Genomic DNA, 14,734 nt, shown 5'->3' on the forward strand with positions numbered 1-14,734 from the left:
CGTCATTCGCTCACGTTACGGCTCAATGCTACATTAGGGCTTGGCAACAGACAACACCGCCCATAGCCAGCGAGCAACACGCGGCGGCGATCCAATCAGAAAGGACTCGGCTACCATGCAGATCGGTGTCAGCTCATACAGCTTCAGTCGTCTTACCCGCACCGGCGAAATGTCGGCCGAGGATGTCATCGTCAAGACCAAGGAAATGGGCTTCGACGTCCTCGAATTCTCCACCATCCCGCTGCCCGAAGGCGAGAGCCTGCCCAAGTACGCCGAAAAGCTGCGGGCCAAAGCCGAGTCCGTCGGCCTGCCGATCGTCAACTACACCATCGGCGCCGACCTGATCAACGGCAGCGACGGCGATCTCAATGCCGAAGTCGAACGCGTCAAACGCCAGGTCGACGTTGCTCAAATCCTCGGCGTTAAAGGCATGCGACACGACGCGACCCGCGGCTTCACGCCCGAGCACAAAGGCCCCAAGTCGTTCGACGCCGCGCTGCCCCGCCTTGTCGAAGGCTGCCGTGCGATCACCGAATATGCCGCCGACCTCGGCATCCGAACCATGGTGGAAAACCATGGCTTTTTCTGCCAGGACAGCGACCGCGTTGAGAAACTCGTCTGCACCGTCGATCATCCGAACTTCGGTATACTCGCGGACGTGGGCAACTTCATCTGCGTCGATGAAAACCCCGGCACCGCGCTCGGCCGAGTGATGCCGCACACCTTCCACGTGCACTTCAAAGACTTCCACCTCAAGCCCGGCACGAGCTTCCCGCCCGGCGAAGGCTGGAACCTCTCGCGCGGCGGCAACTTCTGGCGCGGCTCGATCATCGGCCACGGCGACGTGCCGCTGCTGCAATGCGTCCAGGTCCTCAAACGCAACAACTACGATGGCGTCGTCTCGATTGAATTCGAAGGCATGGAAGACACCATCCGCGGCATCCAGATCGGCCAGGACAACCTCCGCCGACTGCTCGGGGCGTAGTCATACGCATTGCGAAACAAACGCAGGCGAGTGTGCCACTGGTGGCTTGCCCACCAGTGGCACACTGGTCGCGGATCGCACTGGTGGACAAGCCACCAGCGGCATCCGGCATTTACTTCGGACCGCCCGCCAGCTTGATAATCAGGTTGCTTCACAGGCGAGCAGGGCCTCGACATCTCCCGAAACAATCATCGGCAAATGACGCGTTATCTTCTCAATCGGCCAGTTCCACCAAGCAATTCCCTCCAGCATTTCAATAGCTTCCGGTGAAAACCTCTGTTTGATGGGCCTGGCCGGATTGCCGCCGACGACCGTGTAAGCAGAGACATCGCTGGTCACGACCGCGCCTGATGACACGATAGCCCCGTTGCCAATTCTTACACCCGGCATGATCAGTGCGTCGTAGCCGATCCAGACGTCATTTTCGACAATAGTGTCGCCCTTATATGGCAATTCGCCCAATGTTGGTGCAACCTTCTCCCAGCCATTGCCAAAAATCTGGAACGGGTACGTCGAGATACCGGAGAGTTTGTGGTTGGCCCCGTTCATAATGAACTTCACCGCGCGGGCTATCGCGCAGAATTTCCCAATGATCAGCTTGTCACCGACAAACGGAAAGTGGTAGAGGACATTGCGTTCGAAGTTCTCTGAATCCTCTGGATCGTCGTAGTAGGTGTAGTCGCCGACGATAATGTTCGGGTTGCTAACCGTATTTTTGATAAAGCAGACCTGAGGAAACCCAGCCATCGGGTGTTTGTTCGTTGGGCTTGGCCCGTACATTGATCCTCCACTGTTGAACGCTGGTTAGGTGAGCCCGGGGACATCGGCCTCGACTTCACTTGACAGGGCCTACCCTAGACCCTTCACCGCACCGCGTGCGTCAGCGCCAGCACCGCGTACGCTGTGACGAGGTTCACATCCGCTTCCATCCAGCGGTCGGCGTCGTTGGCCCATGAGCCATCGTCGTGCTGCAAGTCGACGAGCGTGGCGACGAGGTCGTTGGCCCAGTCGCGGCTTTCGCCCTCGGCGGTGGTGATCGTACTCGTGCCCCAGGCGCTCATCGCGCGGGCGAACGTGTGATAGTAGTAGTACAGGCCATGATGCTTCATGTTCTCCGGCATGCCGGGGTTCTGCTGAAGCGTGTAGTTGTGGGCGATCCAGTCCCGCGCGGCTTCGACGCGCGGGTCGTCGCGGTCGAGGTCGGCGTAGATGTAGCTTTTGAAGCCGGCGTACGTCATCGAGCCATACGTTCGCAGGCCGGACACGGCGCGACCTTCGCGGCCGGCGTCGACCATGTCGGGGTTGGCCATCGACTGCGGTGTGCCGATGTTGTCCGAGTCGATGCTGGTGGCGTAGATGAACCCGCCGTCGCGTTCGATCATGTCTGCATCGAACATGTCGTTTTCGTCCGTGCCTTGCAGTCGGGTGAGGAAGACGAGGGCGCGTTGGAAGACTTCGTCTTCGCAGTCGACGCCGGAGTCGTAGAGGCCTTGCAGGGCGAGTTGCACGTTGGAGAGGTCGGGCCTGCCGTGATTGCCGTAGCCGATGCCGCCGTAGAAGGGGTGGTCTTCGTCGATGGGGTTGCCCTGCGGGTCGAGGTCGCCTTCCTGCCACTGGATGCCTCGGATGAAGTTTTGCGCGTTGGCGATCGCCTCGGCGACGTCGGGGCGGTGGCTGACTTTGGCCAGCGCGGTCAGCGCGATGGCGGTGTTGTAGTTGGCGAGGATATTGTCGTATATGCCGCCGTCGTCCTGCACGTAGCTGAGGATGAAGTCGATGGCCTTGCTGACCTGTGGATCGTCAGCGGAAATGTTGGGACGCTCGAGCATCGCGGCGACGATCATGGCGGTCACCGCGGGGCCGGCGGGCTCGGCCGACCAACTGCCGTCATCTTCTTGAGCATCGCGCAGGTATGCGATGCCACGTTCGATCGCATCGTTGGCTTTCCGCCAATGGTCGTCGTCCAGTGCGAGCGCTGGCGGTGCGAAGCTCATCGACACGATCATCGAGCAGAACAGAAAGACGACCGTGCGGAAGTGCTGGGACATGAAAAACGCTCCGTGGAGTAGCGGCAAGTTCGGTCCATTATAGGCAGGCGCGCTTGCCGGGCGGGGTGCGTCAGATGTAAGGCACGGCTCACGTCATCGGGTCGTTCCAGGGCTCATTGCTGTAGCCCTGGCGATGGTCGTTTTCGCGCGACGCGGCGCGAAGTGCTTTGAGTGACCAGATGATCAGCACAAGCGTTCCGCCGAGCAGCAGCCCGCCGAGGAAGGCGGCGAGGATGTCGCCCGCAGCGAGGCCGCCGAGCACGTGCAACGCGAGCATGACGACGATCATGCCGGCCTGAATGAACAGGATCGCCCGCGCGGTCTGGATGGCGGGCATGCTCAGCCGACGCACTGCAAAGCCCAGCAGCAGCAGGGCGAACGCCGGCAGAAACATCACCAGCAACAACACGAGCGCGCTGATGAGCAACGCGGGCTGCGCCTGCACCAACTGGTCAAGCTGCTGTTCGGGGACCTGGTCGCCGAGCTCTTCGCGGAGCATGTTTTCGGGGATGAGGCCCGCGGCGGAGAGCATCATGGCACAGCAGCCGAAGAAGATCAGCTGCGCCGCCGCGGTGGTCCACACAGCCACGGCCGCGCGACGCGGGGCGTCGGTGGTGCGTGGTGCGACGCCCATCGGGTCGTCGGTCGCGGCATCCCATGGCATTCGATCACGATTCATGTAAGCGTCACGCGTTCGCGTTGGGGGTGAATGCCTGGTAGTCCTCGACCGTGCCGCCGTTCAGGCAGCATTCGATGATCTTCTTGCCGGTCGGATGCAGGTCGTCTTCGACGAAGCTCTGGATCTGCTTGTGGAAGAATTCGCGGAGGATTTCCGCGCCGGCGTCGTAGCCTTGCTCGCCGACTTCCGGCTGCGTTTCGACCTGCAAGAACCAGTGGCCGATGACCTGACCTTCGACTTGCATGGTCTTGACGGTGTAGCCAAGCAGTGGGCAGCGCGCTTTGACGAGACGGTCGGACCGGAACGGTGCGTGGCCGCGGCGGGCGAGGTATTCGCGGGTGATCCACTGCGGTGCGAAGCTGGTCTCCCATGCGCCGACGTGCTGGTTGGGCGTGAGGATGAACAGCGTGTTGGTGGTGTCGAGAATCTGGTTGAGGATGAGGTTGGCCTGATCGACCTTGCGGCCGGTCGCGAAGGGCCAGTACGACCCGACGCCTTCGGATTGCAAACCTTCCTGGCTGACGATCGACGGGTTGCCGTGGCCGCGCGGCGCGACGAGCCGCCACAGCCACGCGAGCGCCGGCGGGAGCACGTGGAACAGACCCACGATGCCGTAGGTCGGGTTCTCGGCTGTGCACGGAGGGCAGCGTACGCCGAAGCTGCGGATGTCGACCGTCACGGGGTGGTGCACGATGTTGGGCACGATGTCGCGCGGCACGACGACGCGCGGGTTGGGGCATCGCTTGCCCGGTTCATCTTCGATGTGCTCCCAGATCAGTGCGCGGCTGTCGGGCACGGCGTCGATGTTCAAAAACAGCAACGGCTCGCTGGGCTCGACGACCATGCGCTCCATGTGCGGGTCCGTGCCATAGTGGTCAATGTGATTGACGCGGAGGAACCACGAATGCTCGGCGTCCATGAGGCGGAGCTTCTTCGAGCCGTCTTTCTGGTATGACGGATGGCAAAGGGCCATGTCGTCCGTCACCGGATGCAGTTCACAGCCGCGCGGGAGGGTGAGGTAGCGTGATTCACCGGAGACGACGTTCGTACCGAGGCGGAGTCGGCCGTCGGTCTCGCGGTGAACGTGTTCGAGCATTTCACTCTTGCCGCCGCCTGACGCACCTTCGTGCATGATGGTGGTGACATTGTCGTAGGGGGTGACGACTTGCACGGTGGCGCAGTGTGCGGTGACCCAGCCTTCCTCTTCGCCGAGGTTCAGCAGCATGCCGTAGACGCCTTTTTTGGCGCTGGGCCCGGGGTAGAGGTTGTAGCTGAACAGTTCGTGAGCGGTGTCTGTGCGGTTGTGCACGACGACCTGCTTGCCGTCGAAGTGTGTATGCCGGAAGGGAGGCGCGACGTAGAGGATCGCGTGCGGTTCGAAGTCGTCTTCAATTTCGTCGAAGCTGAGGATGCCTTGCAACATCGCGAGGCCGAGTGCGAAGAAGCCCGCGTTGGCGGGGCAGATTGCCATGCTCGGCAGGCCGTGTTCATCGACGCCGGAGTTGAAATAGAAGACGGCGAGGTCCTGCTGCTTCAACCAGTCGAAGGTTTGCGTGCGCAGTTCGTCAAAGGGTTTGCCGAAGCGTTCGCGATAGCGTTCTTTGTTGGTGGGCTTTTCGTCGCCGATGACCATGCAGTCGGGGTCGCGGCGGCGCATGTAGGCTTCGGTGTAGTTGGCGCTGATGCCGTTGCGGACGCGACAGACGTTCGCTTCGACGTACATGCCCTTGCCGGGCACGTCGTAGGCGACCTGGTAGTAGCCACGCTCGTCGGTGGAGGGTACGGCCAACTCGACGAGTTGCTTGGCGGACTCGGCGTAGGTCACTGAACGGCAGCCTTGCAGCAGCGCTTCGACTTCGGCCGGGAGTTTGACATTCGGGGTTGTTGCAGTCGCCATGAGCGTCGAATCCTTCTCAATCGCAGGCAAAATCTTTCACCGTCTGCGCCTTCCCTGCGGCGCGGCAGACCGGCTATATCTTACACCGAATCGCCGATGCGAGTCTGCGTTCGCGGCTGTGAAAGTGGCGGGTTGCTACAATTGCGTTCTCCCCCCGCGACTCGACCTTCCGCCCGACCATCCTGCCTGGGAGCTTCGCCATGGTTCGCCGTCTGCATGAGCTGTTCCATCGTTACGATCCGCTGATTGCCGCCTGGATGCGCCATTGGGGGCATGACCTGTTGCGCTGGTCGCTGGCGGTGATTTTCATCTGGTTCGGCATCCTCAAGCCGTTCGGTTTAAGCGAGGCGAACGCGTTGATTGAAGCGACGGTGTACTGGGCGGTCGACCCGGCGTGGTTCATTCCGGTGCTGGGTGTGTGGGAGGTGGCGATCGGGGTCTGCCTGCTGTTTCGGCCTTTGATTCGGTTGGCGATCCTGCTGCTGGCGGGGCAGATGGGCGGGACGTTTTTGTCGCTGGTACTCGTGCCGGAGGCGACGTGGGTCGAGGCGCCCTGGTGGCCGACGCTTGCGGGGCAGTATGTGATTAAGAATCTGTTGATCATCAGCGGGGCGATCGTGGTCGGCGGTACGGTTCGAACGGGGCGGCGGAAAGCGTAGGGCCGACGCTATGCCCCGAGTCGGCCGGTGGCGCGCATGGCGGGTTCGGCGCCTTCCATGCCTTGCGGGACATCTTTGAAATCGCCGCGAACGGCTTTGAGGGCATAGCGTTCCGCTTCGATCTCGCGCGGGGTGCGGAAGCCCAGCCGACGGAACAGACGGATGGGCGGGCACCAGCCCTGAAGGCCGTGCTGAAGCAGGAAGCCGGTGACCAGTGCGGCGAGAATCAGCCATCGTCGGCCGAAGAGCAGGCCAAAGATCGTGGCGGTCAAAGCGAGCGTGGCGGCGTTGGTTTCCAGCACGCGTTCGATGTCCCATTCCTCGTCGAGTTCGCTCAGCCGATCGTCGATCTGGTCGGGATGGTGAGCGTAGTAGTCGATGTTGGCCTGGGTCGTGTGGCGGATACGCTGGTTGAGATCGTCGGGGGTGTTCTGGGGTACGCGGTGGGCGCTGGGGGGCAGGTTCATGGCAAGGCTCCTCTCGCTTGGGTGATGCTCCGTTGCCATCGTAGCGCGTGTGTGGGGCGCATTTCGAATAATCGTTGCAGATTTGATTGCCGCGATTGAAAAACACCCGCCGACTCGCACGCGCAAGGCGGGCGGGTTCGACGGGTGTTGGGTGAAACAATAGCCACATGCGAGCGAGCGATGCTGCGGGTTGCTGACCGTTGCGGGAGATCGTGGGGTCGTGGTGTACTGTTGCCCGGGCAGGCAGGCTCAACACGCAAGCGCAGCGGCGCGGGGGCGTCGCCACATCCCGTCGTGGTCGGCCGAGCGATTCGCTTGCGGTGAACCTGACGCGAGCCTGCCCATCTTCCGTTCACGCGTCGGGTTGTCGCAGCGACCGTTTCGAGCCGAGCATCGTGGAAGGCCGATGTGGACGGCCATCCGATAGGGGGCCGACGCGTCACCCGCGTGCGCGGGAGGCGAGATGGTGGATATAGCAAAGATCGCGGCGATGCCGAGCGGGATGGGCCTTTCGCGAACGGCGGGGGTGGGCGGAATTTGGCTGAGGCAGTGGCAGTCGGCTGCGCACGGGTGTGGTGTGATGGCTGGAGCTTACGCCGCCTTCTTTGGCCACGGGGCCGAACGCGCGGGCCAAGGCCCGCGGCTAAATGAGAGCCTGCATTGTCGTACTTCAAGCCCTTGTTTTCGGCGGGCGGTACCTTTCGATTGTGACGTGGGCGGGATATTGCGGCTAGGATCAAGGCATGCGTTATCTAATCACTCATCAACTGTGTTATCGCTACGATCGGCCGGTCTTCTTTGAGCCGACGGTCGTGCGGGTCTGTCCGCGGCATGACCATATTCAGGAACTGCTGTCGTTTGACGTCGAGGTCAAGCCGACGCCGGCGGGGATGACGTCGATCCTCGATGCACACGACAACCGAGCGTCGGTGATCTGGTTCAACGACATGCACGAGCAGTTGTGGTTGCAGAGCAAGGCGTGCGTCAAGATTCGGCCATACAACCCGTTCGCGTTTCTGTTGACGCATCCGGAGGCGGATCGGCTGCCGGTGGCGTATTCGCCTGACAGTGCGCCGGTGCTGGCGGTGTATCGTCAGCGCAGCGACACGGCCGAGGCGATTGACGCGCTGGCCCGCGAGCTGCAACAAAAGGCAGGCGGGCAGACGCTGGAATATCTGCGTCAACTGGTGACGCATATTCCCGATCATTGCCAGCAGGTGCATCGCGACGTGGGTGCGCCCTGGCCTGCAAGCGAAACGCTTGTGCGGGGTGAGGGGTCGTGTCGCGATCTGACGTTGCTGTTCATGGAGCTTTGCCGAGCGATGGGGATGGCGGCGCGATTCGTCAGCGGGTACTGCACGATCGAGTCGTTGGGGCAGACGCATGAGCTGCATGCCTGGGCGGAGGTGTACCTGCCGGGCGCTGGTTGGCGCGGGTACGACCCGACGGCAGGCGTCGCGACGGCTGAGCAGCATATCGCGCTGGCGGTCGCTGCGGACGCGGTCAACGCAGCGCCGTCGGACGGCCGGTATCGCGGGACGGATGCGACGAGCGAGTTTGAGTATGAGGTTCAGATTGAGGTGGAGAAGGATTGATGGGCGCGGAGGTGAGCCCTGCTTTACTTGCTCGATTTCAAAATAATAAGCCAGCATCCAACGGCAAAAATCACTCCCCCGGCAATGAAGGTGAGGCCCATGTAATTTGGCACGTACCAATCGGAGCCAGGGTAAGTGGTCGTATAGGGCAATGCGTAAAGAAGGAAGCTGCCAGCGACGATAAGTGGAGGCAACAAAAAATGTCGCCAGTACGGTTTGCCCAGAAGCGAGACGCTCCAGATCAATAAAACAGCCATGCCGACAAGAAACAACAAGGCTGCGGCATCCAACACATAAGCGAGGTCATAATGATGCGATCGAATCTGATTTGCTAGGAATGGCACCATTAAATGCAACGAAAGCATTGTGATGGCGACTGGAAGCAGCAAACTATTTCTCGACTGCGTCACTGGAATCTCTTTCCTTGATCACGCCAATCAGGATCGTGAGTGTCGCGGTAATGATCGCGAGCAGGCTGGCTCCGGTCGCGAAAATCATAATCTGGAAGGCTGTTTCATAATTGCCTGGGGAATAATGATCTGCTCGCAGCACGGTGACGTCGATGAACGCGCCTGCGCTTGTCAGAAGCACCAGTAAGCAAAGCAACAGGATAATGTGGCGAATTGTCATGCCGTGTGCCTATGCAGCGATCAAACCTCGAAGCGATGGCGAATGGCCCGCTCGGTGCCGACGAGCAGGATGGCCACCATCGCTCCCACCACAGCCAAGGCGACGATCGCTGAGGTCACAGGTGGCCATGTCATAAACAGTCCCACAATCGCGAACGGTGCCACCGTTGCGCCCATTCGGATCATGACGGAAGCGGAATATCGCTGAGCGAAGTGCCATCGCTCCTGTGATCGCATCGACGATGGGGTGCGGTAGCCATAGTACGGATTGATCTTTGCCGGCGGGAAACGTTTCTGCAGCAGGCCGACAATGAGAAAGATCAATGCCGATGAACCAATCGTCAGGAAGAACGGGTCGAGCCAGTTCATGTGACGCCCCCTAAGGATAGTGCAGTCAGTGCGTGCTGCGTTTTTTTCTTACGTTTCCATTGGAGGCGGAGCCCGGTGCTCGGCGGACTCCATGTGCCAGCGTGCCAACTCCCATGCAGGATCGTTGTCGATACGGTAGTCGAACGGACGTGGAGATTCGTCCTGCTTGGCAAGCTCGATCAGATAGGCGTTCGGCAGCTCCGGGTCGTAAACCCGGTAGATCAACTCATGTGTTCCATTCCATGTGATTCTCGCGAGAAAAAGTGCATTGGGCTTGTCCTGGTCACTGCCTTTAAACACGGTATCCAAAGTGTCGCCAAAGGCGTACATCTCCTCCTGCTCGGCTATCGATGGCATGCTACGATCGGCGAGGTGCTTCAACTGAATCATCAACGACAGGTGCCAAGCGAAGACCGCTTTAGGTTCGAAGCGGGAGAGTGATCCGTTGATTGTTGCCAAGCCGGGCATGTTGTCTTGCTGGAACTCCACAAGCACATGGCGTTCCTCAGGAATGGTGATATGGAATTCGGACATCGCGTGACTTACCCCCTTATCGCCGGGTGCCACTGGTGGCACACTTTATTGGGTGCTGCGTTTCTTTTTCCGTGGCTTGCCGGCCTTTGATCCTGGCGAGCCGGGCTTGGCTTTGGGTTCGCCGTTGCGGCTTACTTTGATCTTGCCCATGTCGGGTGAGTCTTTGACCTGCTTGAGCTTGTCGCGAAGGGCGGCGGCTTTTTCGAATTCGAGCATCTGGGCGGCTTCGAGCATTTGCGCTTCGATCTCGGCGATGACCTGTTCGCGGTCATACTCCTCTTCCGATTCCGCACCGATGGCTTCGCGAGCTGTCTTGCGGGCGCGGAGTTCGAGCTCGATGCCCATGCGGATGGCTTTCTTGATCGTCTGTGGCGTGATGTTGTGCTCGGCGTTGTAGGCGAGCTGCTTGTCGCGGCGGCGGTTGGTTTCGTCGATGGCCATCTGCATGCCGGGCGTGACTTCGTCGGCGTAGAGGACGACGAAGGCGTCGACGTTGCGGGCGGCGCGGCCGATCTGCTGGATGAGACTGGTCGGGCTGCGCAGAAAACCCGATTTGTCGGCGTCGAGAATGGCGACGGCGGAAACCTCCGGCAGGTCGAGGCCTTCGCGCAGCAGGTTGACGCCGACGAGGACGTCGTATTCGCCTTCGCGCAGCTCGCGGAGGATCTGCACGCGGTCGAGCGTTTCGACGTCGCTATGGAGGTAGCGGCATTTGATGTCGGCTTCGTCGAGGTAGCGGGTGAGGTCCTCGGCCATGCGCTTGGTGAGGGTGGTGACGAGGACGCGTTGGCCGTTGGCGGTGCGGGCCTTGCATAGTTCGATGAGGTCGGGCACTTGCGTGGCGGCGGGTCGGACTTCGATGATGGGGTCGACGAGGCCGGTGGGTCGGATGATCTGCTCGACGATTTCGCCGTGGCATTTTTCGAGTTCGTACTTCGCGGGGGTGGCGGAGACGAAGATGGTTTGCGGCCAGAGCTTTTCGATTTCTTCGAAGGTGAGCGGGCGGTTGTCCATGGCGGAGGGCAGGCGGAAGCCGTGGTCGACGAGGACTTGTTTGCGCTGCTTGTCGCCGTGGTACATGGCGTGGAGCTGGGGGATGGTGACGTGGGATTCGTCGATCAATAGCAGCCAGTCGGAGAATTTCGAATTTTGGATTTCGGATTTCGGATTGTTTGATCCGTGGCGGTCGAGCATGAAGTAGTCGAGGAGGGTGTAGGGGCGTGATCCGGGGGGGCGGCCGTCGAGGTGGCGGGAGTAGTTTTCGATGCCGGAGCAGTAGCCGACTTCCTGAATCATTTCGAGGTCGTATTTGGTGCGGGCCTGGAGGCGTTGGGCTTCGAGGAGTTTGCCCTGGCTGCGGAGCTTGCCGGTCTGGTATTCGAGTTCCTGCGTGATGGAGTCGACGGCCTGGTCGAGCTGGTTTTCGGGCATGACGTAGTGGACGGCGGGGTAGATGAAGACGGCTTTTTCGTCGGCGAGCAGTTCGCCGGAGGTCGGGTGGATGGCGGCGAGGGACTCGATTTCGTCGCCGAAGAGTTCGACGCGGTAGGCGAATTCTTCTGCGGCAGGGAAGATTTCGACGACGTCGCCGCGGACGCGGAACTTGCCGCGGGCGAGCTCGTATTCGCTTCGGCTGTATTGGAGGTCTGCGAGAGCGCGGAGCATGTCGCGGCGGTTGATGGTCTGGCCGACGCGGAGGGAGACGACGCGTTGCTTGTATTCTTCGGGCGAGCCGAGGCCGAAGATGCAGGAGACGGAGGCGACGACGAGTACGTCATTGCGCGAGACGAGGCTGCTGGTGGCGGCGAGGCGGAGACGGTCGAGGTCGTCGTTGCGGGAGGCGTCTTTTTCGATGTAGATGTCGCGTTGGGGGATGTAGGCTTCGGGCTGGTAGTAGTCGTAGTAGCTGACGAAGTAGGAGACGGCGTTGTGGGGGAAGAGCTCTTTGAACTCTTCGTAGAGCTGGGCGGCGAGGGTTTTGTTGTGGCTGATGACGAGGGTGGGCTTGTTGACGCGTTCGATGACGTTGGCCATCGTGAAGGTCTTGCCCGTGCCGGTGGCGCCGAGGAGGGTCTGGTGGGGCCTGCCTTCGTTGAGGCCTTGTGTGAGGGCGTCGATGGCGGCGGGCTGGTCGCCGGTGGGCTGGTATTCGCTGACAAGCTGGAAGCGGTCGGGGGTGGGCATGGTAGGATTTTAGCAGGGGGGGGAGGGGGAGTGGGTTTCTGGTTTGTGGTTTGTGGTTTCTGGTTTCGAGTTTTTGAGTTGGGGGGGGACCCACGGATTCGCTGCGCTATATCCGTGGGCTTTAATGGAGGGGATGCATCCGGTTTGGGGGGTGGGGCGTACTTTGGGGCTTGGGGGATCAATATCTGTACGTCTGTCGTCTGTACGTCCGTGGTGACAAGGGAGCGGTTTTGCTCGATCTGGATACGACACATCCGTATTTCATTGGTGGTGAACCGCTGACGCCGAACCGGGGGATGGCGGTGCTGGACAAATATCGCGGGGTGCCGGTGACGCGGGTGGCGCGGGCGGACGCGAAGGCGGTGAGCCAGGCGATCTGCCGAGCGGCAGCGGCGGCGCAGGAGATGCGGGCGCTGGACGTGTATCAAAGGCAGTCGATCTTGCGAAAGCTTGCGTCGCTGGTGAAGCAGCGGCGGGAGGAGTTGGCGGAGCTGATCTGCGTGGAGGCGGGCAAGCCGATCGTGGTGGCGCGGGCGGAAGTGCAGCGGGCGGTGGACACGTTCAAGTCGGCGGCGGAGGCGTGCGGCCAGGTGTCGGGCGAGGTGCTGCCGATGGATCTGACGGAGCGGGGGTCGCAGCATGTGGGGATGACGATGCGGGTGCCGGTGGGGCCTTGCGCGTTGATCACGCCGTTCAACTTTCCGCTGAACCTGGTGGTGCACAAGGTTGCGCCGGCGATCGCGGCGGGTTGTCCGTTTGTGCTCAAGCCATCACCTCAGACGCCGTTGTGTGCGATTGCGCTGGGGCAGATGTTGCGGGAGACGGCGTTGCCGCCGGGCTCGTGGTCGATCGTGACGTGTTCGAACGAAGACGCGGCGGCGCTGGTGGAGGACGACCGGATTCGGCTGCTGTCGTTTACCGGGTCGGACCTGGTGGGCTGGCAGTTGAAGGCGAAGGCGGCGAAGAAGAAGGTGGTGCTGGAGCTTGGGGGCAATGCGGCGGTGATCGTTGACCGGGACTGGGACATGGCGGACGCGCTGGAGCGGATTACGTTCGGGGCGTTTTACCAGTCGGGGCAAAGCTGCATCAGTGTGCAGCGGATCATCGTGCATGATGATGTGTATGAGCATTTTCGCCATCGCTTCGTGGAAGGAGCGCGTCGGCTGAAGATGGGCGACCCGCGCGAGGAAGAGACGATCATCGGGCCGATGATTTCCGAGCAGGCGGCGGAGCGGTTGGAATCGCGCGTGAACGCGGCGGTGGAGCAGGGGGGGCGGGTGTTGTGTGGCGGGGGTCGCAAGGGTGCGATGTTTGAGCCGACGGTGCTGGAGGCCGTGCCGGAGGCGTGCGAGCTGGTGAGCGAAGAGGCGTTCGGGCCGGTGGCGGTGCTGTCGCGATTTCGTGAGTTCAAGCATGCGCTGGCGGAGGTGAACCGCAGCCGATTCGGCTTGCAGGCGGGTGTGTTTACGCGCGACATGGTTAAGGCGCATCAGGCGTGGGATGAGCTTGAGGTTGGCGCGGTGTTAATTGGCGAGATACCGTCGTGGCGAGCGGACCACATGCCGTATGGCGGCGTGAAGGATTCGGGCATCGGCCGAGAGGGTCCGCGTTATGCGATGGAAGCGATGACGGAGCTTCGTTTGATGGTGGTTCGTCGGTGAGAGGGATGGGTGATTTGGTCTCCATCTTTGCTCACGGCATTTCTATGCTGACGCCCACGGATTGAATCCGTGGGTTTCCATCGCACTGGCGATTTATGTCCGATGCGTATGATTTTCTGAGAATGGCGCCGGTGGGACTCGAACCCACACTGGAGCGATTTTAAGTCGCCTGCCTCTGCCAATTGGGCTACGGCGCCGGGTGTTGTTGCTGCGCGGCCGGGGCGTCCGGGGGACAAGTGTAGCGAGGTGGGGGCGGTTGCGCAGAGCTGCAGGTCAGTAGCCGGTGTCGGGGGTGGGTTGGCCCTGGACGATGGCGACGCCGGCGGAGCAGCCGAGGCGGGTGGCGCCGGCGTTGAGCATGGTGTGGGCGTCGTCGGCGTTGCGGATGCCGCCAGAGGCTTTGACCTGCATCGGGCCGGCGTGTTGTTTCATGAGGCGGACGGCTTCGGCGGTTGCGCCGCCGGCGGGGTGGAAGCCGGTGGAGGTTTTGACGAAGTCGCAGCCGGCGTTCTGCGCGGCGCGGCAGGCGACGGCGATGCGGCGCTCGGCTGTTTCATCATCCACATCTTTCATCAGTGCGGCAGACTCGATGATGAGCTTGACCACCACGTCGGGGTTGACGGAGCGTACGGCTCGGGTGAGCTCAAGGTACTCGCGCTCGGCGGCCTGGCTGTCTTCGGCGAGCAGGTGGGGCAGGTGTGCGACGAAGTCGATTTCCTGGGCGCCTTCTTTGCAGGCGCTGGTGGCTTCGATGGCTTTGATCATGGCTTTCATCGCGCCGAGGGGGAAGCCGACGACGACGCAGGCTTTGACGGGGCTGGCTTTGAGGCGGTTGGCGACGTGTGCGGCGTAGTGGCCGTTGACGCAGACGCTGGCGAAGCCGTGGGCGAGGGCCTCGTCGCAGAGGCGGTCGATGTCGGCGAGGGTGGCTTCGGGCTTGAGGTTGGTGTGGTCGATGGTGGCGGCGAGGGTCATGGGGTGGTTTCTGGTTTGTGGGGGGAGGAGAAGCCCACGGCGTCACGCCTTG

15 protein-coding genes and 1 tRNA gene are annotated in these 14,734 nt (G+C 61.7%); 4 read left to right on the forward strand and 12 right to left on the reverse strand.

What is annotated here, in order from left to right; all coding sequences use genetic code 11:
• Positions 1 to 115 precede the first annotated feature (115 nt).
• Entirely contained in the window at positions 116 to 985 is an 870-nt protein-coding gene (locus ACERK3_04720; GenBank protein MFA9477594.1) for a sugar phosphate isomerase/epimerase family protein, read from the forward strand.
• Positions 986 to 1,126: 141 nt separating this feature from the next.
• On the opposite strand, the gene ACERK3_04725 is transcribed toward ACERK3_04720, so the two are convergent.
• The 4 genes from ACERK3_04725 to ACERK3_04740 all read right to left on the reverse strand — a co-directional run bounded on the left by ACERK3_04725 (position 1,127) and on the right by ACERK3_04740 (position 5,609).
• Complete coding sequence (locus tag ACERK3_04725; GenBank protein MFA9477595.1) at positions 1,127 to 1,765, reverse strand: Vat family streptogramin A O-acetyltransferase; 639 nt, start codon at positions 1,763 to 1,765, stop codon at positions 1,127 to 1,129.
• Positions 1,766 to 1,848: 83 nt separating this feature from the next.
• Positions 1,849 to 3,033, reverse strand: coding sequence for a prenyltransferase/squalene oxidase repeat-containing protein (locus ACERK3_04730; protein ID MFA9477596.1), 1,185 nt, complete (start codon positions 3,031 to 3,033; stop codon positions 1,849 to 1,851).
• Between the two features lie 88 nt (positions 3,034 to 3,121).
• Positions 3,122 to 3,697: a hypothetical protein gene (locus tag ACERK3_04735; protein ID MFA9477597.1), complete on the reverse strand. Its 576-nt coding sequence runs from the start codon at positions 3,695 to 3,697 to the stop codon at positions 3,122 to 3,124.
• A gap of 22 nt (positions 3,698 to 3,719) precedes the next feature.
• Positions 3,720 to 5,609, reverse strand: a complete 1,890-nt coding sequence (locus ACERK3_04740; protein ID MFA9477598.1) for a DUF4914 family protein — start codon at positions 5,607 to 5,609, stop codon at positions 3,720 to 3,722.
• 200 nt (positions 5,610 to 5,809) lie between these two features.
• Between ACERK3_04740 and ACERK3_04745 the strand changes: the two genes are divergently transcribed.
• Entirely contained in the window at positions 5,810 to 6,268 is a 459-nt protein-coding gene (locus tag ACERK3_04745) for a hypothetical protein (protein ID MFA9477599.1), read from the forward strand.
• 8 nt (positions 6,269 to 6,276) lie between these two features.
• On the opposite strand, the gene ACERK3_04750 is transcribed toward ACERK3_04745, so the two are convergent.
• Positions 6,277 to 6,735, reverse strand: a complete 459-nt coding sequence (locus tag ACERK3_04750; GenBank protein ID MFA9477600.1) for a hypothetical protein — start codon at positions 6,733 to 6,735, stop codon at positions 6,277 to 6,279.
• 743 nt (positions 6,736 to 7,478) lie between these two features.
• On the opposite strand from ACERK3_04750, the gene ACERK3_04755 reads away from it, so the two are divergent.
• Positions 7,479 to 8,330 carry a transglutaminase N-terminal domain-containing protein gene (locus ACERK3_04755; GenBank protein MFA9477601.1) on the forward strand — a complete coding sequence of 284 codons (852 nt, stop codon included), beginning with the start codon at positions 7,479 to 7,481 and terminating at the stop codon, positions 8,328 to 8,330.
• A 23-nt stretch (positions 8,331 to 8,353) separates the two neighbouring features.
• Here ACERK3_04755 and ACERK3_04760 read toward each other — a convergent pair whose 3' ends face one another.
• The 5 genes from ACERK3_04760 to uvrB are packed head-to-tail and all read right to left on the reverse strand — an operon-like array spanning position 8,354 to position 12,046.
• Positions 8,354 to 8,719, reverse strand: a complete 366-nt coding sequence (locus ACERK3_04760) for a hypothetical protein (GenBank protein MFA9477602.1) — start codon at positions 8,717 to 8,719, stop codon at positions 8,354 to 8,356.
• 1 nt (position 8,720) lies between these two features.
• Complete coding sequence (locus ACERK3_04765; protein MFA9477603.1) at positions 8,721 to 8,960, reverse strand: hypothetical protein; 240 nt, start codon at positions 8,958 to 8,960, stop codon at positions 8,721 to 8,723.
• Positions 8,961 to 8,980: 20 nt separating this feature from the next.
• Positions 8,981 to 9,328 carry an SdpI family protein gene (locus ACERK3_04770; GenBank protein MFA9477604.1) on the reverse strand — a complete coding sequence of 116 codons (348 nt, stop codon included), beginning with the start codon at positions 9,326 to 9,328 and terminating at the stop codon, positions 8,981 to 8,983.
• A gap of 48 nt (positions 9,329 to 9,376) precedes the next feature.
• Positions 9,377 to 9,862, reverse strand: coding sequence for a DUF695 domain-containing protein (locus ACERK3_04775; GenBank protein MFA9477605.1), 486 nt, complete (start codon positions 9,860 to 9,862; stop codon positions 9,377 to 9,379).
• 45 nt (positions 9,863 to 9,907) lie between these two features.
• Complete coding sequence (uvrB, locus tag ACERK3_04780; GenBank protein MFA9477606.1) at positions 9,908 to 12,046, reverse strand: excinuclease ABC subunit UvrB; 2,139 nt, start codon at positions 12,044 to 12,046, stop codon at positions 9,908 to 9,910.
• Between the two features lie 230 nt (positions 12,047 to 12,276).
• On the opposite strand from uvrB, the gene ACERK3_04785 reads away from it, so the two are divergent.
• Positions 12,277 to 13,707 (forward strand): aldehyde dehydrogenase family protein, encoded by a 1,431-nt coding sequence (locus ACERK3_04785; GenBank protein MFA9477607.1) that lies wholly within the window; start codon positions 12,277 to 12,279, stop codon positions 13,705 to 13,707.
• Positions 13,708 to 13,830: 123 nt separating this feature from the next.
• Here ACERK3_04785 and ACERK3_04790 read toward each other — a convergent pair.
• Positions 13,831 to 13,904: transfer RNA gene (locus tag ACERK3_04790), tRNA-Leu, on the reverse strand.
• Positions 13,905 to 13,980: 76 nt separating this feature from the next.
• Positions 13,981 to 14,682 carry a deoxyribose-phosphate aldolase gene (gene deoC, locus ACERK3_04795; protein MFA9477608.1) on the reverse strand — a complete coding sequence of 234 codons (702 nt, stop codon included), beginning with the start codon at positions 14,680 to 14,682 and terminating at the stop codon, positions 13,981 to 13,983.
• Positions 14,683 to 14,734: the final 52 nt, after the last annotated feature.

Source organism: Phycisphaerales bacterium AB-hyl4, from assembly GCA_041821185.1.
Classification (GTDB): Bacteria; Planctomycetota; Phycisphaerae; order Phycisphaerales; family Phycisphaeraceae; genus Natronomicrosphaera; species Natronomicrosphaera hydrolytica.